Below are 18,883 nucleotides of genomic sequence, written 5' to 3' on the forward strand. Positions count from 1 at the left end.
AAGTGAAGTTGAGATCCGCTGCTGCGCTTGGAAGCGTCCTGACCGTGGTTCTGGGAGGGAGCGTGTTCGGCGTGCTCTCCATTCCCACACAGGAAGTCTCCGCCATCGGGGACGCGCGTCAGGAGCCGCCGATCGTCAGACTGACGACGGCAATGCAAGTGGACGGATTCGAGCGCAGTTTCACGGGCGTTACAGGGGCGAGGATCGAGAGCAGTCTCGGTTTCCGCGTCCCCGGCAAGATCGTCGAGCGATTTGTAAGCGCCGGTCAGGAGGTCGAAGCCGGTCAGTCGCTGATGAGGATCGACGACACCGACCTGCAGCTTGCGCTGACCGCCAAGCGCAACGCCGTGGCGGCGGCGCGGGCAGTGCTGGTTCAGGTCAGTGCGGATGAAAAGCGCTACGCAGTTCTTGCCAAGAACGGTTTGGCTGCTAGCCCGCAGCGGTACGAGCAGGCAAAGGCAGCGCTGGACACGGCAACCGCGCAGCTTGCCGCAGCCGAAGCCGAAGCGCGTGTCGCCGAGAACGAGGCAACCTACGCGCTTCTGGTGGCAGATGCGGATGGAACGGTCATCGAGACCCTTGCAGAGCCGGGGCAAGTCGTCTCCGCCGGCCAGACCGTTGTTCGTCTTGCCCAGGCAGGCCCCCGCGAAGCGGTGATTGCCCTCCCGGAGACGATCCGGCCGGCAATCGGGTCGAACGCCGAGGCTCGCTTATACGGAGACGACCAGCATCGCTACACCGCCCGCCTGCGACAACTGTCGAACTCGGCGGATGCCCAGACACGCACATACGAGGCACGCTATGTGCTTGACGGCAAGGCAGCGACGGCGCCGCTCGGTGCAACGGTGACACTTCGGCTCTCGAGCCAGGGGCGGACGGCGGGCGTCCAGGTGCCGCTGGCAGCGCTGCTTGATGATGGCGACAAGACCGGCGTCTGGATCTTCGACAGCGCCACATCCACGGTGCGGTTTCAGCCCGTCGAACTGATCCAGGTCGCCAGCGAAACCGCCGTGATCTCGGGACTTAACTCAAACGATCAGATCGTCTCCCTCGGTGCCCATCTCTTGCAAGAGGGCGCACGCGTCAGGGTTGCCGTCGACGGGGAGGGTGACCGATGAACCTGAACATTTCCGCGATCGCCGTTCGCGAGCGGGCCGTCACCCTGTTCTTCATCCTTCTGCTGGTGGCCGCCGGTGCCTATGCCTTCGTTGCGCTCGGGCGGGCGGAAGACCCCAACTTCACCATCAAGACCCTGACGGTCACGACCGTCTGGCCGGGCGCCACCGCGCGCGAAATGCAGGACCTCGTCGCCGAACCGCTGGAAAAGCGGCTTCAGGAACTGACCTGGTACGACCGGGTGGAGACCACTACCCGGCCGGGGTACGCCTACATGACGGTCACGCTGAGCGACAGCACACCACCGTCCGCAGTGCAGGAGGAGTTCTACCAGGCCCGCAAGAAGCTTGGCGATGAAGCCCGCAACCTGCCGCCCGGCGTCTTCGGGCCTTTCGTCAATGATGAATACTCCGACGTGAGCTTCGCCCTTTATGCACTCAAGGCGAAGGGTATGCCGATGCGCGAACTCGTCCGGCAAGCCGAGAAGATTCGGCAGGACCTTCTGCATGTGCCGGGCGTCAAGAAGATCAACATCGTCGGCGAGCGGCCGGAGCAGATTTTCGTTGAGTTTTCCTATGCCAGGCTGGCGACCCTGGGCGTGTCGGCACAGGACATTATCGCAGCACTGCAGCGCCAGAATGCGTTGACGCCGGCTGGCTCGGTCGACACGCGGGGCCCGCGTGTCTTCATTCGGATCGATGGCGCCTACGACAGCGTCCAGGCGATCGCCGATACGCCGATCGTTGCTCACGGGGCGATGTTGAAGCTCTCCGATATCGCCGATATCCGTCGCGGCTACGAGGACCCGCCCACATACCTCATCCGGCACCAGGGCGAGCCCACCATCATGCTCGGGGCCGTCATGCAGGAAGGTTGGGACGGTCTTGCGCTCGGCAAGGCACTGGAAGACAGAACAACGGCGATTGCGGAGACTTTGCCGCTCGGGATCGTACTCGACAAGGTGAGCGACCAGGCGGTCAACATCTCCTCTGCGGTCAATGAATTCATGATGAAGTTCGCTATGGCACTCGGCGTGATGCTGCTGGTGAGCTTGCTCAGTCTTGGGTGGCGCGTCGGCATCGTCGTTGCGGCCGCCGTTCCCCTTACGCTTGCCGCTGTGTTTCTCATCATGCTGGAGACTGGCCGGTTCTTTGACCGCATCACGCTGGGGGCGCTCATTCTCGGGCTCGGCCTGCTGGTGGACGACGCCATCATCGCCATCGAAGTGATGGTGGTGAAGATGGAAGAGGGAATGGATCGCATCAAGGCGGCGGCCTATGCCTGGAGCCATACTGCGGCGCCGATGCTGTCGGGAACGCTCGTGACAATCGCAGGGTTTCTGCCGGTCGGCTTCGCACGTTCGACTGCGGGCGAGTATGCCGGCAACATTTTCTGGGTCGTAGGTTTCGCCCTCATCGTCTCCTGGATCGTGGCTGTGGTGTTCACACCCTATCTCGGGGTCAAGATGCTGCCGGAGATCAAGCCGGTGGAGGGAGGGCACCATGCGATCTATGACACGCCGAATTATCGACGCCTGCGGTCGCTTATTGTCTTTGCCGTGCGCCACAAGTTCCTGACCTGCGCTGTCGTCGGCCTTGCCTTCGCCGGTTCGGTCGTCGGCATGGGTGCCATCAAGCAGCAGTTCTTCCCGACCTCCGACCGCCCGGAGGTGCTGGTCGAGGTCCGTTTGCCGGAAGGAACCAGCATCGAGACGACGACCGCTACCGTCGAAAAACTGGAACAGTGGCTGGACGGACAGCCCGAGGCGAAGATCATCACGAGCTATATCGGCCAGGGCGCTCCCCGCTTCTTTTTTGCCATGGCGCCGGAACTGCCCGATCCCGCCTTTGCCAAGATCGTCGTGCTGACCTCGGATGCGAAGGCGCGTGAAACCCTGAAGCACCGGCTGAGGGGAGCGGTATCACAGGGGCTTGCGCCTGAGGCCTATGTGCGCGTCACCCAGTTGGTGTTCGGACCCTACACGCCCTTCCCGGTGGAGTTCAGGGTCATGGGTCCCGATCCCGAAAAACTGTACCGTATCTCGGAGAAAGCCCTCGACATCATGCGCGGCGTGCCTGATGTGCGGCAAGCCAACCGTGACTGGGGCAGCCGCACGCCTGTGCTCCGCTTCGTTCCCGATCAGGATCGTCTCAATCTCATCGGCCTGTCGCCGGTTGAGGTAGGCCAGCAACTCCAGTTTCTTCTCACCGGCATTCCTGTCACGCAGGTGCGAGAGGACATCCGCAACGTTCCCGTCGTGGCACGCAGTGCCGGCAACGAACGGCTGGATCCTGCAAGGCTCGCTGACTTCTCGCTGATCAGCAGGAGCGGTCGGCAGGTTCCGCTCGATCAGATCGGCCGCTCGGAAATCCACCTGGAAGAACCCATCCTCAAGCGCCGCGACCGCACCCCGGTCATCACCATCCGCTCGGACATCAACGAGGAATCCCAGCCTCCGGAGGTCTCCAAGGAAATCATGGCGGCCCTTCAGCCGCTGATCGCGTCCCTTCCGGCCGGGTATCGCATCGAACTGGGCGGATCGATCGAAGAGGCGGCGAAAGCCAATGCCGCGCTTGGAAAGGTGTTTCCGGTGATGATCGCGGCGACGCTGATCGTCATCATGCTGCAGGTGCGCTCCTTCTCGATGATGGCGATGGTCATGTTGACGTCGCCGCTCGGTCTCGTCGGCGTCGTGCCTGTGCTGCTCGTCTTCAACCAGCCTTTCGGCTTCAACGCCATTCTGGGGCTGATCGGGCTGGCCGGAATCCTGATGCGAAACACCCTGATCCTGACCGAGCAGATCAAGGAGAACCAGGCCGCCGGCCTCGACGACTATCACGCAGTCATCGAGGCAACGGTGCAACGCGCGAGGCCCGTGATCCTGACCGCGCTCGCGGCGGTGTTGGCCTTCATCCCGCTCACCAGCTCCGTCTTCTGGGGATCGATGGCCTATACGCTGATTGGTGGTACGGCAGTCGGCACGGTGCTGATCCTGCTCTTCCTTCCCGCGCTCTACACCGCGTGGTTCCGGATAAAGCCTTCCGCCGACGGCATTCATGGTGTTCCCGCCAAGACCCCGAAAAGGATTGCTGACATCGCAGCAGAGTGAGTGCCGCCGCTGGACCGGATGCCCCGCAAGCCGGTTGTCCCGATAGTGATAGACACTCAACGACGCTTCGGATTTCGGAATTGAGCCCGGCCGATGAAAAGCACGCTACTGAAACCCTCTGGAGTTCCCATGGGCCGTCACGCCAAGACGCAAGCCAACCGTGACGAGGTAAGGGTGCGCATTCTGCAAGTGGCCGAAGAGCATTTTCGACGCGCCGGCCACTACAAGACATCGGTTGCTGCCATAGCGTGCGAACTGGGGATGAGCCGGGCGAATGTCTACCGGTTTTTTCCGACCAGGGAAGCCATCATTACGGCCGTCTGCAGACAGACCCTGGATGATGTTGTCGCGCGCGCCTTTACGATCGCCCGTTCGAGTGCTTCGGCGCACCAGAATCTGTTGTGCATCCTCGTCACCATACACAACATCAACAAGGAAAGGTTGGCCTCCGACAGGCATATGCACGACCTGATCGTGTCAACGATGCAAAAAGATGAGGCAGCATTAAAAAAATATATCGGCGAATTGAATCTTGTTTTGGAGCTTGTCATACGAAGCGGAGTGAAGGCGGGTGAGTTTGAGATTGAAGATTCTGCCGTCACCGCACGCGTTGCGACATCGTTTTTTGTTTCTTTATTAAATCCGCTTCTATTTGAATACTGTTTTGGAGATCAAGCGGCGTCTGAAAAATTTCTGCGCATTCAAATTCGCCACTTTCTGAGGGCAGTGGAGAACAGTTGCGCAACCTGATGAGCTAGCCTGTACAGAGATGGACACACTACCTCACAACCCAAATTTTCTGTGCCTGCTTCTCTTCCGCCGTTCGTTCGGGTCGGTGGTGGTCGCCTGACCCTGTTCCTGCATCTTGGCGGTCCGGTTGATCTCGCGATGGAGGCGGGCGAGTTCGCGCACGTGCTGACGGCGCTCCCCGTCGATCTCCTTCTGGAGAGCGAGGCGCTCCTGCCGCTGTCGGTCGATGAGGGCTTGCCGCTCCTGGGCGTCGCGTAGCGCGCAGGCATCAGCGTCGCGCTCGATCTGGTCCCTGAGCTTGCTGTGCTTGCCGGTCAGCCGGTCCCACAGGCCGAGCAGCCCCTTGCGGAAGCGCAAGGCACGTTGGCGGACCTCGTCATCCGCGCGTCGCCGCTGTGCTTCGTCAAAGGCGCTGCGGTCCCTCCTGTGGCGTTCGACCATCGCCAGCCGCTGCCCCTCCAGCTGTGCGGCGGCATGGGCGAAGTCTTCTGTGACGCTGCCGATGAAGCCGGACAGCCGGGTGCGGACAAGGCTGGCGACCTTGCGCCTCGTGTCCTCGACGGAGGGGAGAGTGTCGGGATCGCCGATACGCTGGCGCACGTCCTTCGTCTTCAGCCCGATCCACCGGGCAAGGGCATAGACCTCGCCTTGCGTGTCGACAGCGACGATACGGCCTCGATCACCCCGAGCCAGGTAGTAACCGCGCGCTTCGAGCGCATGGGCAAGGGCCTTGCCGGAGTCCGACGCCGCCCAGCATTGCTGGAGCGCCGCCTTGATGTCGCGCGGGTCCTTGCCCGCCTGCTGTGCCTGGAACCACTCCTTGCGGTCGAAGTTGAGCGGATTGCGCAAGGCCGGATCGATCAGGCCCTCCGGCATCTTCCAGCCATGTTCCAGATAGAGCTCGCGGGACAGCGCGCCGAGCTTTCTCCGGTCATGCGACATTCGCACTGCCGTCATGGTGTCGGCATCGATGCGCGACCAGACGCAGTGGGCATGGCGGCGGCCCTTCTTCTCGTGGAACACCACCACCCGAGCATGACCGGAAAGCCCGAGCCGTTCCTCGATCCGTTCAATCGCCGCCTCGAAGACCGAGACGGGGACGTTTTCCGTCTCCGGTGGGCTCAGGGACAGCGAGTAGAGGTGCTGACGACAGCGTGTGCCCCGGCTGACGGCCTCGGCTTCCCGCAGGGCGCCCGTGACCGTATTGGCCATGAAGCCCCGGATCTCGTGGATCTCGACATGTTCGTTCTCCGGCTTCATCAGGTGAACGGCGAGATCGCGGGCACCGCCGCGCTGGTTGCCGTCGAGGATCATTGTTCGCCCCTTTCGACAAAACCAAGCGCCGCCATCAGATCCCGGCGCATGCGGGCAACCATGGCGCAGGCTTCCAGTAGGTCCTGTTCCGTCTCCGGGGTGAGCGGCAGGGTGCCGATATTGGCGGCTCTGGCGAGCTGGTTGAGGTTGTTGGCGATGCGGCTCTTGCCGAGCGCGGCGAGCACACGGGCCAATGCCTCCTGGTCCTTCACCGGACTTCTCGGTTTGCGCGTCTGCGGTCGGGGCGCTCTGTCGCCGGCCGCCAGCGCGAGGTTCCGCAGATAGGCGCCGAGCGACAACGCCCCGGCGCGCTGCATCAGCAGGCGTTTCTCGTCTTCGGTCAGCCGGATGGAAAAGGGTGTGGTTTTCGGCCTGGCCCTGTCCGGGCCAGCCATAGGCGCCTTCGTGGACATGTCGGCACCTCGCTCAAGGTGCCGGAGGAGGCGTCGGCGGACCGGGCCGCTTTGCCAGCGACGTGTCCTTCAAAAGCGCTTCCCATTCGGCGAGTTCAGCGAATAATTGGTTTGACGTCTCGCCGAGCACGTCCACCATCTCCTTATCGCTCGCGCAACACCCGCCTCGCTCGTTTGCCCTGCCGGCCGCGGGCGCGGCCTGCACGCTATTCCCGTCGTCTTTCGCCGACCGATGGTGTAAATTGGCGGGATGACGACAAACGGAACGGATGCCGGACGCCCGCTCCGCCCGGAGCGATGGATCATCGCTTTCCTGGCGGTGCTCTTCGCGTTTTCCGCCGCCGTTCCTTACGGCGCGCGCTATCCGACGCCGAAACTCGTCGAGATCGTTCTCACCAACGATACGGGATCCGGCACCACGGCCGTTCTGCCGAAGCTGGATCACGACCTCCGCCAGAGGTCCCTTCCGGTGCCGCCGCCCTCGGGCAGCGACCACGACGACGCGGTGGCCCTGGTTCCGCTCATGCCCGCCGAAATCGCGGCGGGCGCCGACCTTGCGCTGATTGCCTGCTGCGCAGCTGTCCCGGGGCGTGCCGGGGCGGCCCATGCGCCGCGCGCGCCTCCCGTTTCCGCCTGAAACCTGTCGATGCCGCCTTCGAGCGGCGAGCGATTTCAGGGCGCGTGCCGCAGGAGGATGCGGTCGTGCCGACGCGGAGACTTCCCATGCAGATCACCGTAGGGCTGGCCATTTTCGTGGCCGCAATCCTTTGCATCGTCTACAGCACCCCCCGCGAGAAGGGCATATTCGCCGTTCTCGCCGCCCAGCCGGGTATGGCCTCGGTCATGGCGCTGGCGATCACCGCGCTCCTCATGGGCGGCGCGATCCTGACGGTTTCCGGGGTTGCCGAAATCGTGTTGCCGGCCGCTGCGGGCTGAGGCCCGCACGAGACCTGCCGTCATCACATGAACCGCTTGCGGACTGTCGTCGGGCGGCGTAACCGCGCCGCCGACCGTGGCTTCCTGCCTTGGCTCCTGCTGCCTGCGCTGCTGCTCCTGCTGGCCGCGGCAGGTGGCGGAGCTGTGCCTGGAGGCGGTCCCGCAGCACCCTCGCAGGCCAGCGGCGAAAGCCGCCTCGGCGGCGGTGCGACGACGCCCCGCGCCGTCATCGACCGCGACCGGGCGCGCCACCAGCTCCAGACGAGTCTCCGGCGCCAGGGCCTGAACACCTCGACGGGTCCCGATCCGCGCGACCAACTGGCCGCAGATTCCGTCGAGCCGCCCGTAACCCGGATTGCCGCCGTCCCTGCATCGAGGGGAGATGCCGCAGGCGCTTCCTGCCTGCAACGCCCCCGCGCGCGCGGACCGCCTCTTCCCGTCTGATCGTCCGGCTTTGCGAGCCGGTTTTGCCGGGCGCCGGTTTGGCGCCCGCCCGAGATCTTTTGCTTCGGATCAGACAATGAAAACGTCCCGATGGGTCCTTGTGACCTATACCCTCATCATCCTCTTCGGGCTCTTCGCCGCATTGCCCAACGTGTTCACGCCTGCCCAGCTGGAAAGGCTGCCGGGCTTGTTCCCCAAACAGCAGGTCACGCTCGGCCTCGACCTGCGCGGCGGGTCGCATCTCGTCCTCGAGGTCGATGCCGATGCGCTCAAGGCCGACCGGCTCAAGAGTCTCGTTGCGGAGGCGCGGGCGCTGCTGCGCAAGGAGCGGGTAGCAGGCACCGTGCGCCAGGTCGGCGACGGCGTCGCGGTCTCCGTTCCCGATGCGGCGGCCCGCGCCGGCATCGTCAAACAGCTGCGCGATCTGGCGACGCCGGTCGCCAACGGTGGCTTCGGGGCGCAGGTCTCCGATATCGAGATGACCACCGAAGGCGAGCGCATCCGGCTCGGCTTCAGCGAGGCGGGCTTTCGCGACCGGTTGAACCAGGCGATCGACCAGAGCCTGGAGATCGTCCGCCAGCGCGTCGACCAGGTCGGCGTTGCCGAGCCGACGATCCAGCGGGTCGGCGCCGACCGCATCCTGGTCCAACTGCCCGGCCTCAACGACCCGACCCGGCTGCGCGAGCTGCTCGGCTCCACCGCGCAGATGTCCTTCCACATGGTTGCGGATGTCGTTCCGGGCACACGCCCGCCCGCAGGCGTCAGCCTGCTTCCGGAGGAAAAGACCGGCCGTACCGTCGCCGTCGAGGACCGGGTCGCGCTCGGCGGCGATCACCTGACCGATGCAAGGGCCGGCTTCGACCAGCGCACCAACGAACCGATCGTCAGCTTCCGCTTCGACACATCCGGTGCGCGGCAGTTCGCCCGCATCACCAGCCAGAATGTCGGCAAGCCCTTCGCCATCGTGCTCGACGGCAAGGTGCTGAGCGCGCCGGTGATCCGAGAGCCGATCACCGGCGGCACCGGCCAGATCAGCGGGTCCTTCACCATCGAGGATACGGTGGTCCTGTCGGCGCTGTTGCGTGCCGGGGCGCTGCCTGTGCCGCTCGTCGTCATCGAGGAGCGCACGGTCGGCCCGGACCTCGGCGGCGACGTCATCGAGATGGGCATCGCCACCGGCCTTGCCGGCTTTGCAGCGGTGGTGGTCTTCATGGTTGCGCTCTATGGCGGCTGGGGCCTCTTCGCCAATTTCGCGCTGTTCCTCAACGTGGCGCTGACCGTCGGTCTGCTCAGCCTGCTGGGGGCGACACTGACCCTGCCAGGCATTGCCGGCATCATCCTCGGCATCGGCCTTGCCGTGGATGCCAACATCCTGATCAACGAGCGCATACGCGAGGAGGCGAGAGCCGGAGCCAGCGCCTTCGCCGCCCTCGATCGAGGCTTCAGCCGGGCCTATTCCACCATCGTCGATGCGAATGTGACCTCGCTGATCGCGACGGGCCTGCTGTTCCTGTTCGGCTCGGGACCGGTGCGCGGCTTCGCGATCACCATGATGATCGGCATCTGCGTGTCGATGTTCACCGCCGTTGCGGTGGTGCGCATCCTGATGACCGAGTGGGTGCGACGGCGCCGCCTCAAGACCATCTCGGTCGAGCCGCTGATCCGCATCGTGCCGGACGGCACCTCGATCTCGTTCATGAAGGCGCGCTTCTTCGGCATCGGCCTGTCCGTCCTGCTGTCGCTGGCCTCCATCGGCCTGTTCATCAAGCCTGGCCTCAACTACGGCATCGACTTCAAGGGCGGCATCCAGGTGGAGGCATCGACGCCCGACGGCGTCAGTCTCGCGAGCCTGCGCGACGAACTCGGCAAGCTCGATCTCGGCGAGGTGTCGCTGCAGCAGATCGGCGAGAACGTGCTGATCCGCATCCAGCGGCAGGAGGGCGGAGAGAGCGCGCAGACCCGCGCGGTAAGCGAGGTCCGCGACACGCTGCAGCGGATCGATCCGGGCATCGGCATCGAGCGGACGGAGGTCGTCGGGCCGAAGGTCAGCAGCGAACTGGCGCGCAACGGCGTCATCGCCGTGGTGCTCGCCAGCCTTGCCATGCTGGTCTACATCTGGTGGCGGTTCGAATGGAACTTCGCCATCGGCGCCATCGCGACGCTGGTGCTCGACACCACCAAGACGGTCGGGTTCTTCGCCCTCTTCGGGCTGGATTTCAACCTGACGGCCATCGCCGCGCTGCTGACCATCATCGGCTATTCGGTGAACGACAAGGTGGTGGTCTACGACCGCATGCGCGAGAACATCCGCATGTCGAAGAAGCGGGACCTGAGGTCGATCATCGACCTCAGCATCAACCAGGTGCTGGCGCGCTGTCTCTTCACCTCCGCCACCACGTTCCTGGCCATGTTGCCGATGGCGATATGGGGCGGCAATGCGGTGGAGAACTTCGCCCTGCCGATGCTGTTCGGCGTGGTGATCGCGACGAGTTCGTCGATCTTCATCGCCGCGCCGATCCTGCTTCTGCTCGGCGACTGGTGGACGCGGAGGAAGGAAGCGGCAGCCGCTGCCGCGCCGGAGACCGAACGCGCCGCCTGACGGCGGAAATGCGCTCCCCGGGACCTGTCGGCAGGCCCCGGGGAGCAGCCCATCACTTCATGCCGCGCCAGGCGAGCAGGCGCATCGCATTGGCGGTCACCAGCACGGTGGCGCCGGTATCGGCCAGGATCGCCGGCCACAGGCCGGTGATGCCGAGAACCGTGGTCACCAGGAAGACGGCCTTCAGGCCGAGCGCGATGGTGATGTTCTGCCAGATGTTGCGCAGGGTCGCGCGCGACAGGGCGATCATGTCGGCAACGTCGGTGACGCGGCCATGCAGGATCGCCGCATCCGCGGTCTCCAGCGCGACATCGGTGCCGCCGCCCATGGCGATGCCGATGTCGGCAGCGGCAAGCGCCGGGGCATCGTTGATGCCGTCGCCGACCTTGGCGACCTTGTAGCCTTTCGCCCGCATCTCTCCGACGATCCGCTGCTTGTCCTGCGGCAGCAGTTCGGCGTGGGCTTCGATGCCGAGCGTGCCGGCAATGGCGCTTGCCGTGCGGGCGTTGTCGCCGGTCAGCATCACGGCATCGGCACCCAGCCTTCGCAGCGCCGCCAGGCCTTCGACGGCGTCCTCGCGCGGCTCGTCGCGAAGGGCGATGAGGCCGGCGGTCCTACCGTCGACCAGAAGCAGGGAAACCGTCTTGCCGTCGTCGTTGAGCGCGGCAATTCGCGCCTCCAGCGCATTGTCCAGCGGCACGGTCTCGGCGGCGGCGCGGGGCGAGGCCAGCAGAAGGCGGCGCCCCTCCAGCATGCCGGTGACGCCCTTGCCGCCGAGGGCCGCCGCATTCGAGGCGGGCATGACGGCGATGCCGTCGGCTTGTGCCCGGGCGAGGATCGCGCGGGCCAGCGGATGGCTGGACCCGGCCTCAAGGGCGGCGGCAAGGCGGAGCACCTCGCGCTCGTTCATGCCGATGCCGGCAATGTCCGTCACCTGCGGCTTTCCTTCCGTCAGAGTGCCGGTCTTGTCGAAGGCGGCACGGTCGATGCGGCCGAGGCCCTCCAGAACGGCGCCGCCCTTCATCAGGAGGCCACGGCGGGCGCCGGCCGAAAGAGCTGCGGCGATGGCGGCCGGGGTCGAGATGACGAGGGCGCAAGGGCAGCCGATCAACAGGACCGCAAGACCGCGATAGATCCAGGTGGCCCACTCCGCTCCGCCGACAAGCGGCGGGAGCACGGCGATCAGAGCGGCGACGACCATGACGCCCGGCGTGTAATAGCGCGAGAAGCGGTCGATGAAGCGCTCGGTCGGGGCCTTGGACTCCTGCGCCTCCTCGACGAGGGCAATGACACGGGAGATGGTGTTGTCGGCCGCCGTGGCGCCGACTTCGATGCGCAGCACGCCCTCCTGGTTCACCGTGCCGGCAAAGACCGTGTCGCCCGGCTCCTTGCGCTTGGGCACGGATTCGCCGGTCACGGGAGCCTCGTCGACCGCGCTTTCGCCCGACAGGACGGTGCCGTCGGCCGGGATGCGGTCGCCCGGGCGCACCAGCACCACAGCGCCGACCTTGAGACTGTCCGCCGGCACGGTCTCGGTCGTGCCGTTCCGCTCCAGCAGAGCGGTCTTGGGCATCAGGTCGGCAAGGGCGCGGATCGAGGCGCGGGCGCGGCCGGTGGCGATGCCTTCCAGCAGTTCGCCGATCAGGAACAGCACGACGACCACGGCCGCTTCCTCGGCCGCGTCGATGACGACGGCGCCGGCCGCCGCCACCGTCATCAAGGTTTCGATGGAGAAGGGGCTGCCGTTCATCGCCCCGGCGAGTGCGCGGCGGGCGATCGGCACCAGCCCCACCGCCATGGCGAGGGTGAAGCTCCAGAACGCGGTCTGCGGAAAGACGTGGGCGACGGCGAAGGCCGCGGCCAGCGCCACCGCGCACAGGATCGTCAGCCGCGCCTTGGGGCTGCGCCACCACGGGCCGTCGATCTGCGCATGGTGGTGCTGGTGGCCGTGGTCGTGGCCATGGTCGGGTTGGTCGTGATCGTGCCCGCCGCAGCAGGCCGCGTCGTCGCGGGCGCTCTCGCCAAGTGTGCCGGAGGCAGGCTCGCGGGCGAGCAGCGATGTCCGGTAGCCGAGGCTGTCGACCTTGCGGGCAACGTCGGCAAGATCGGTGCCCTCGCCATGGGCCACGGTCATCGTGCCGGCCACGACCGAGACGCGGACATCGGAGATCTCGGGCAAGCGGCGGACGGCGCGGTCGATCTTTGCCGCGCAACTGGCGCAGTCCATGCCGTCCACCCGGAAGCGGGTAAGGCGCTGCGAAGCGCTCATGTCGTCAACTCCTGTTGTTCAGGAGCAGGACAATAGGACCTCTAGCGACTAGAGGATCAAGAGGGCGTGCCGCTCTTTTTTCCGGCCTGCGTCGACGGGCAGGGCGGCCGTCAATGGTCGGTGCTGCACATCTCGTGATTGGCCAGCGAGCGGATGACGTAGCAATCCCTCACATGATCTCCGTGGCAGGTGCCGACCATGCGGGACAGTTCGCTCTCCAGCCGTTGCAGCCGCGCGATCTTGTCGCGGACAATGTCGAGCTGGCGCGCGGCGATCTCGTCGGCATGGGTGCAGGGACGCTCCGGATGGCCGCTGAGATCGAGAAGTTCGCGCACGGCCTCGAGGGTGAATCCGAGGTCGCGGGCATGCTTGATGAAGGCAAGACGGTCCCGGTGCGCCGCGTCGTAGCGACGCTGGTTGCCTTCGGTGCGGCCCGCCGCCTCCAGCAGGCCCATCTGCTCGTAGTAGCGGATTGTCGGCACCTTGACGCCGGTCTGCCGCGAAAGATCGCCGATCGAGTACATCGCAAACCTCCAGTTTCTAGAGATATGGGGCCGTGCCCGCTGCGACGTCAAGTTCACGCAATCGCGAATTGCGGCGCGAGCAACTTGGCATTAACCGTGTCCGGCGAGACTGGACATCTGTCGGCGGGCGGGGCGGCACGAACGAGATCCTGGCAAGCGAATGATGTTTAAACCAGCTAAAGCGGCGACCTTCCTGGTTCTCGCAGCCCTGTTGAGCGGCTGCGCCACGAACGAATATGCCGATGACGGCCGGGGATCGAAGCCGATTCCCTCCAAGCTTCTGTCGATGATGTCGGAGAAGTCGATGTCGCCGTCCGCGCCCGTCGTGGTGCGCATCTTCAAGCAGGAGAGCGAGCTCGAGGTCTGGAAGAAGGACCGCTCGGGCCGGTTCGCGCTGCTGAAGACCTATCCGATCTGCCGCTGGTCCGGAAAGCTGGGGCCCAAGCGCAAGCAGGGCGACCGCCAGGCGCCGGAAGGCTTCTATCACGTCAATGCCGGCCTGCTGAATCCGCGCTCGCAATATCATCTCGCCTTCAACCTCGGCTTTCCCAACAAGCTGGAGCGCGCTCTCGGCTATTCGGGCAGCGCCTTGATGGTGCACGGCGCCTGTTCCTCGTCGGGGTGCTATGCGCTGACCGACGAGGGCGTGGAGGAAATCTATCCGGTCGTGCGCGAGGCGCTGAAGGGCGGGCAGTCGGCCTTCCAGGTCCAGGTCTTCCCGTTCCGCATGACGCCGGCAAACATGGCCCGGCACCGGAACGATCCGAACTTCGCGTTCTGGAGCAATCTCAAGACCGGCTACGACATTTTCGAGGTGACCCGTCAGCCGCCGAAAGTCTCCATGTGCGGCGGACGCTATGTCTTCGACAAGGAGTTCGTCGGCGGCGAGCCGAAGGATCCGCTTGCCGCCTGTCCGCCGGCGGTCAGCAAGGTGCCGGAAGCCGTGGCGAGCAAGGCGGAAGCGGACCGCGTGGCCATGCAGTCGCTGATCTCCAGCGGCCTTGCCCTCAGCGCGCCGTCCTATTCGGACGGGGGCATGCATCCGGCCTTCCGCCAGCTGCTGCGGCGCGACGGCGAGGAAGCCCTGTCCCGGCGCACGTCGAAAACCTCCGTCCCGGTCAGCCGCCCCAGCGCCGCGCTTGCCGATCCGCATATGGCGCAGGAGTGAAACAGAAGACGCCAGCGCTCCGGGCTCGATCCGCTCAGGCCTCGATCCGGAAGATCCGGCCGCGCCGGTCTTCGCCTGTCGCCTCATGGATCTTGACCATGTCGATGCGCGTGCCGTCCCAGTGGCAGGTGAGGTGGCTCGCCTGTATCGGCACGGACATCACATCCGGATGGAAGGCTGCGAAACACGCGCCGCCGGCGTGGCGAACGCTGGGATAGGCAATGCCGTTGTGCCCCGCGGCGCGGATCTCGGCCGCAAAGGCCTGGGAGGGGCCGTAATCGTCCGGGTCCAGCAGGGCCGCGAGCGCCGGGTCGCCGGCGGTCAGGTCGATCAGCTCCGCGTCGATGTCCCCGACCAGTTCGCGCATGTCGGCGATCCAGCCGGGTGCCTCGGCCGTTGCCGCAAAGAACCTGGCCTGGTGGTGGGCGACCTCGAACAGGGCGGTGTCGAAGGCCCTGGCCGCATAGAAGGCGCCGAAGCTGCCGTCGTGGAAGCGGCCCTTGCGCTCCGGCGAGACATGGGTGAAAGGCGCCATCACATAGGACGCTCCGGGGCCGCTGACCCTGCGCCCCGCCGGCACGAGATCCAGCGAGCCGACCGTCTCGGCAACGCGCGGGTTGCTCTTGGCTTCGGCGGCGGCAAGCAGCTCCCAGTCGGCCGGGTCGGCGATGTCCTCGAACAGGTCGATGGGCGGATAGGCGGAGCTGATCAGACGGTGGTAGCGCGGCCAGGCGACCCGCGTGGTGGCAAGGCCGGCAGTCCGGGACGCGGACATGGTCACCACTGGCCGCGGCGGGCGTCGAGATAGCGCCGCACGCGCATGAGGTCGGTGATGCGCCCATCCAGCATCACCTCAAGAGCCGAGCGGCCGGCGAAATCGGCATTGGCGCGCGTTACCCAGCCGTAGCCGCGCTCCGCATCGCGAAACAGCAGGCGCAGCGCCTTGTGGATGCCCAGGAGGTTGGACATGCGCTCGGCAAGGTCGATGCCGGCGCGGCCGGGCGAACCCGCTTTCCAGCGCTGATAGGTGCGCACCGAGATATCTCCCAGGAGGCGGCTCGCCTGCTCGTCGGTCAGCCCCCAGCGCGCGAAGAGGTTGACCACCGCCCGCTGCATGGCGCGGATTTCGGCTCCGGAGAACTGCGGCACCGGTTCGGGCGTTACGGGCGATACGGGGCGAAGTGCGGGCATGGCGTGCCTCCTGTCATTTGTCATGATATATGAATTTCATGCCAAATGGCAAGACGATGGGAACTTCGCGTCCGACTGCCGCGTTTCCGGATGTGAACGTCGCCGGGATGATCTGCGTCACAGTCCTGCCCCGCTCGCAGGACTAGGGTTCTTCCATCATGATCGCTGATCGCGATGGTGTGCGGCGCCAAGGCGTCGGGTCATATCGCGGAAGACCTTTGCAAGTCGCCGCGAGAATGTCCGCCCCGCCCTTCCCCCGCCGGCAGCACGTGCTGCCGGACAGGCGGTTCGGACCGCAAGGCCGAGAGGAGACAGGACCATGCGTTTCAGACACACTTGCGCGGCGGCGGCGATTGCCGTTGCCTCCATGATCGGCTTCGGAGCCGGCGCGCCGGCCGAGGCTGCAACAGCCGGCAATGCGGCGAGGGCACTTGCCCCGATCATCGATGTGGCGCCCGATGCTCGGCAGGGCGGTCTGGTCGAGAAGACCTGGCATCGCGGCCGTCCGCACCGGGTGCGGCCGCGCCACCGCTGGCGCCCGCGTTATCGCTGGGGCCCGCCGGTCTATGCGCCGCGCCCGCGCTACCGTGTCCCGCCGCGTGCGCGCGGCCTGCCCCGGGCCCACTATGCCTGGTGCAGTCAGCGCTACCGGTCCTACCGGGCGTCCGACAACAGCTTCCAGCCCTATAACGGGCCGCGTCGCCTCTGCATCTCGCCCTATATCCGCTAAGGACAGGGACACCTTACGATGATCCGTGGCCGCCGCCGGGCTCTTCTCGGCGGCGGCCTTTTTGCGTTCCGGCCTTTGCCGGAATGTCGCCATGCGCTATCGCTGCGGGAAGCTGGATCTTTCCGGCAGGACACAGCAAACGCAGGGCCTTCCAGGCATGACCGTCATCCAGCTCGCCACCGCCCAGTCCTTCGACTTTCTGCTGCGCCAAAGCCGGGACGGCGGCGGGCGATGGGGCGACATTCGGCTCGTGCCCGGCAACGGGATGGGGGAGGAGGCCGACTGGCTGGTGGTCTACGACCAGCCGCCGCGCGGGTTGCTGACGCTTCTGCCGCGCGAGCGCCGCATCGTCTTCCTGCCCGAGCCGGTGTCGATCAAGCACTACGATCCAGCCTTCATCTCGCAGTTCGGAATTGCCGTCACCTCCTCGCCGCTGCCGGGTTTCGACGGCGAGGCCTTGCACATGCAGCCATCCTCGCCGTGGTTCTACGGGACGGGGCTCGGCGCATCCGCCGGCGGTTCGCCGCGGCTCGGCTTTGCCGAGCTTGCCGCGCGGCCTGTTCCTTGCGGGCCGGTGCGCGGGCTGATCTCGGCCGTCTGCTCGACCAAGGCTCTGAACCGCAACCAGGTGCGCCGGCTCCGTTTTCTGCGCCGTGCCAAGGCGGCGCTGGGCGAGCGGCTCGACATCTACGGGCGCGGTTTTCGCGAGATCGACGACAAGGCCGAGGGGCTCGACGGCTACCGCTACCACCTGGTGCTGGAAAACAATCTCGATCCGCATTGCTGGACGGAAAAACTCGCCGATCCGCTCCTGGCCGGGGCCTATCCGATCGTTGCCGGCGGACCGGGGCTGGAGCGCTATTTCGATCCGCTCGGCTTCACTGCGCTCGACATCACCCGGCCGGAAACGGCGCTGAAGACGCTGCTCGCCGTGGTGGAGGCCGATCCGGTGTCGCGGCCCGAGGTGCAAGCGGCGATGCGCGAGAACCGCCGCCGACTGATGGAGGAGCACCAGGTGTTCCCGGTGCTTGACCGGCTGGTGAAGGGGCGCGGGGAGGGCGCGCCGACCCCGCTGGCCGAGGCACAGGCGATCCGCCCGCCGGCCCGCGCGCCCTATCGCCGGCTGACGCAGGCGCTGAGACCGCTGCGGCGGGCGGCCGACCGGCTGCATCTGGCCTTGTTCGAGCGCGGCTAGGGGCAGGACCCTAGGCCGGGTTCGCCGATCCGCCGCGCCGGGTGCTGTCGCGCGCCATCACCTCGAAGCCGAGGTCGACTGTGCGCCGCTCGGCCTCGCGGCCGGCCAATGCATCGATCATCATCGCCATTGCCTTGCGTCCCATGTCGAGCCGGTAGGTGCGGACGCTGGTCACGGCCGGATTGGCGACGGCCATCATCTCCAGGTCGTTGAAGCCGCAAATGCCGATCTGGCGGGGACTGTCGAGCCCACGGCGCTGGCATTCGAACAGGGCCCCCAGAGCGAGATCGTCATTGTTGCAAAGGATCGCGTCGGTGTCCGGCGCGCGGGCCAACAGGTCGGCGGTGAGTTCGCAGCCGAGCGTGACGGTCGAGGCGCGGGGCGTGGTGATGATCCGCCCCGGATCGAGGACGCCCGCTTCGCGGGCGACATCGCGGAATCCCTCGAGACGGCGCTGGGTGCGCGGGTCGAGCCGGGCGGCGATGAAGCCGGGACGACGGTAACCGGCGGCGAGCAGATGCCGCGAGGCGGCGCGCGACGCTTCCAGGTGCGAAAAGCCGACCATCATGTCGAAGGGGTCGGGCCCGGTCTCCATGATCTGGACGATGCGGCAACTCGCCTGGCGCAGCATCACGGCCGTTGCGGCCGACTGGTCGATGCCCGAGACGATCAGTCCGGCGGGCCGCTGGCTCAGGAAGGTGCGCACCAGCCGCTCTTCTTCCAGCGGCGAGTAGCGCGAGTTGCCGAGCTGCACCTGCCAGTCCGTGCCTTCCGCCTGGCCGTAGATGCCGGACATGACATCGGCGAAGACGTTGTTGGTGACGGACGGGACGATGACGCCGATGACATTGGTGCGCCCGGCGGCCAGCGCCCGGGCGGCCGGATCGGGCACGTAGCCGAGCCGGTCGATCACTTTGCGGATCTTCTCCAGCGACTTGGCGGAGACGCGCTCCGGTTCGCGCAGCGCACGCGAAACGGTCATAGCGCTAACACCGGCCTCGCGAGCGACATCTGCGATTGTCACCGCCAAATCATTCGCCCTTTCAGTCTATTACGGGAATGGTCAAGGTTTCTTTGAAAGGTAGCAGAAAAAATCGCATTGACAAATGTTAGCGCTACCATGAT

16 protein-coding genes are annotated in these 18,883 nt (G+C 66.0%); 9 read left to right on the top strand and 7 right to left on the bottom strand.

Annotation, left to right across the window (positions count from 1 at the left end):
* The first annotated feature begins 2 nt into the window (after positions 1–2).
* The 3 genes from MNI96_RS12985 (at position 3) to MNI96_RS12995 (ending at position 4,975) form a co-directional block, all read left to right on the top strand.
* A complete protein-coding gene (locus MNI96_RS12985; RefSeq protein WP_502960339.1) occupies positions 3–1,118 on the top strand; it encodes an efflux RND transporter periplasmic adaptor subunit in 1,116 nt (371 codons plus the stop codon).
* Positions 1,115–4,225 (top strand): efflux RND transporter permease subunit, encoded by a 3,111-nt coding sequence (locus MNI96_RS12990; protein ID WP_249693766.1) that lies wholly within the window; start codon positions 1,115–1,117, stop codon positions 4,223–4,225. Before MNI96_RS12985 ends, MNI96_RS12990 begins: the two co-directional genes overlap by 4 nt.
* Positions 4,226–4,354: 129 nt before the next feature.
* The gene (locus tag MNI96_RS12995; RefSeq protein WP_249693767.1) at positions 4,355–4,975 is read left to right on the top strand and encodes a TetR/AcrR family transcriptional regulator; all 621 of its coding nucleotides are present in this window, start codon (positions 4,355–4,357) and stop codon (positions 4,973–4,975) included.
* Between the two features lie 33 nt (positions 4,976–5,008).
* On the opposite strand, the gene MNI96_RS13000 is transcribed toward MNI96_RS12995, so the two are convergent.
* Complete coding sequence (locus MNI96_RS13000; protein ID WP_249693770.1) at positions 5,009–6,289, bottom strand: relaxase/mobilization nuclease domain-containing protein; 1,281 nt, start codon at positions 6,287–6,289, stop codon at positions 5,009–5,011.
* Positions 6,286–6,702, bottom strand: coding sequence for a plasmid mobilization protein (locus MNI96_RS13005; protein WP_249693772.1), 417 nt, complete (start codon positions 6,700–6,702; stop codon positions 6,286–6,288). Before MNI96_RS13005 ends, MNI96_RS13000 begins: the two co-directional genes overlap by 4 nt.
* 250 nt (positions 6,703–6,952) lie before the next feature.
* On the opposite strand from MNI96_RS13005, the gene MNI96_RS13010 reads away from it, so the two are divergent.
* From MNI96_RS13010 to secD, 3 genes are all read left to right on the top strand, one after another.
* Positions 6,953–7,339 carry a hypothetical protein gene (locus tag MNI96_RS13010; RefSeq protein WP_249693775.1) on the top strand — a complete coding sequence of 129 codons (387 nt, stop codon included), beginning with the start codon at positions 6,953–6,955 and terminating at the stop codon, positions 7,337–7,339.
* 86 nt (positions 7,340–7,425) lie between these two features.
* Positions 7,426–7,638: a hypothetical protein gene (locus tag MNI96_RS13015; protein WP_249693776.1), complete on the top strand. Its 213-nt coding sequence runs from the start codon at positions 7,426–7,428 to the stop codon at positions 7,636–7,638.
* Between the two features lie 520 nt (positions 7,639–8,158).
* Positions 8,159–10,681, top strand: a complete 2,523-nt coding sequence (gene secD, locus MNI96_RS13020; RefSeq protein ID WP_249693779.1) for a protein translocase subunit SecD — start codon at positions 8,159–8,161, stop codon at positions 10,679–10,681.
* A 52-nt stretch (positions 10,682–10,733) separates the two neighbouring features.
* Here the strand turns inward: secD and MNI96_RS13025 are convergent, their stop codons facing one another.
* A complete protein-coding gene (locus MNI96_RS13025) occupies positions 10,734–12,950 on the bottom strand; it encodes a heavy metal translocating P-type ATPase (protein WP_249693781.1) in 2,217 nt (738 codons plus the stop codon).
* 110 nt (positions 12,951–13,060) lie between these two features.
* Entirely contained in the window at positions 13,061–13,474 is a 414-nt protein-coding gene (locus MNI96_RS13030; protein WP_249693783.1) for a MerR family transcriptional regulator, read from the bottom strand.
* 160 nt (positions 13,475–13,634) lie between these two features.
* On the opposite strand from MNI96_RS13030, the gene MNI96_RS13035 reads away from it, so the two are divergent.
* Positions 13,635–14,642 carry a L,D-transpeptidase family protein gene (locus MNI96_RS13035; RefSeq protein WP_249693785.1) on the top strand — a complete coding sequence of 336 codons (1,008 nt, stop codon included), beginning with the start codon at positions 13,635–13,637 and terminating at the stop codon, positions 14,640–14,642.
* A 34-nt stretch (positions 14,643–14,676) separates the two neighbouring features.
* Here MNI96_RS13035 and MNI96_RS13040 read toward each other — a convergent pair whose 3' ends face one another.
* The gene (locus tag MNI96_RS13040) at positions 14,677–15,417 is read right to left on the bottom strand and encodes an RES family NAD+ phosphorylase (RefSeq protein ID WP_249693787.1); all 741 of its coding nucleotides are present in this window, start codon (positions 15,415–15,417) and stop codon (positions 14,677–14,679) included.
* Between the two features lie 2 nt (positions 15,418–15,419).
* Positions 15,420–15,833 (bottom strand): MbcA/ParS/Xre antitoxin family protein, encoded by a 414-nt coding sequence (locus MNI96_RS13045; protein ID WP_249693788.1) that lies wholly within the window; start codon positions 15,831–15,833, stop codon positions 15,420–15,422.
* Positions 15,834–16,152: 319 nt separating this feature from the next.
* Between MNI96_RS13045 and MNI96_RS13050 the strand changes: the two genes are divergently transcribed.
* Both MNI96_RS13050 and MNI96_RS13055 read left to right on the top strand, forming a co-directional pair.
* Complete coding sequence (locus MNI96_RS13050; RefSeq protein WP_249693790.1) at positions 16,153–16,563, top strand: BA14K family protein; 411 nt, start codon at positions 16,153–16,155, stop codon at positions 16,561–16,563.
* Positions 16,564–16,720: 157 nt separating this feature from the next.
* Positions 16,721–17,758, top strand: coding sequence for a glycosyltransferase family 10 fucosyltransferase (locus tag MNI96_RS13055; protein WP_249693793.1), 1,038 nt, complete (start codon positions 16,721–16,723; stop codon positions 17,756–17,758).
* Positions 17,759–17,768: 10 nt separating this feature from the next.
* On the opposite strand, the gene gntR is transcribed toward MNI96_RS13055, so the two are convergent.
* The gene (gene gntR, locus MNI96_RS13060) at positions 17,769–18,788 is read right to left on the bottom strand and encodes an HTH-type transcriptional regulator GntR (protein WP_283776482.1); all 1,020 of its coding nucleotides are present in this window, start codon (positions 18,786–18,788) and stop codon (positions 17,769–17,771) included.
* Positions 18,789–18,883: the final 95 nt, after the last annotated feature.

This window comes from Stappia sp. WLB 29, assembly GCF_023507705.1.
Taxonomy (GTDB): Bacteria; Pseudomonadota; Alphaproteobacteria; order Rhizobiales; family Stappiaceae; genus Stappia.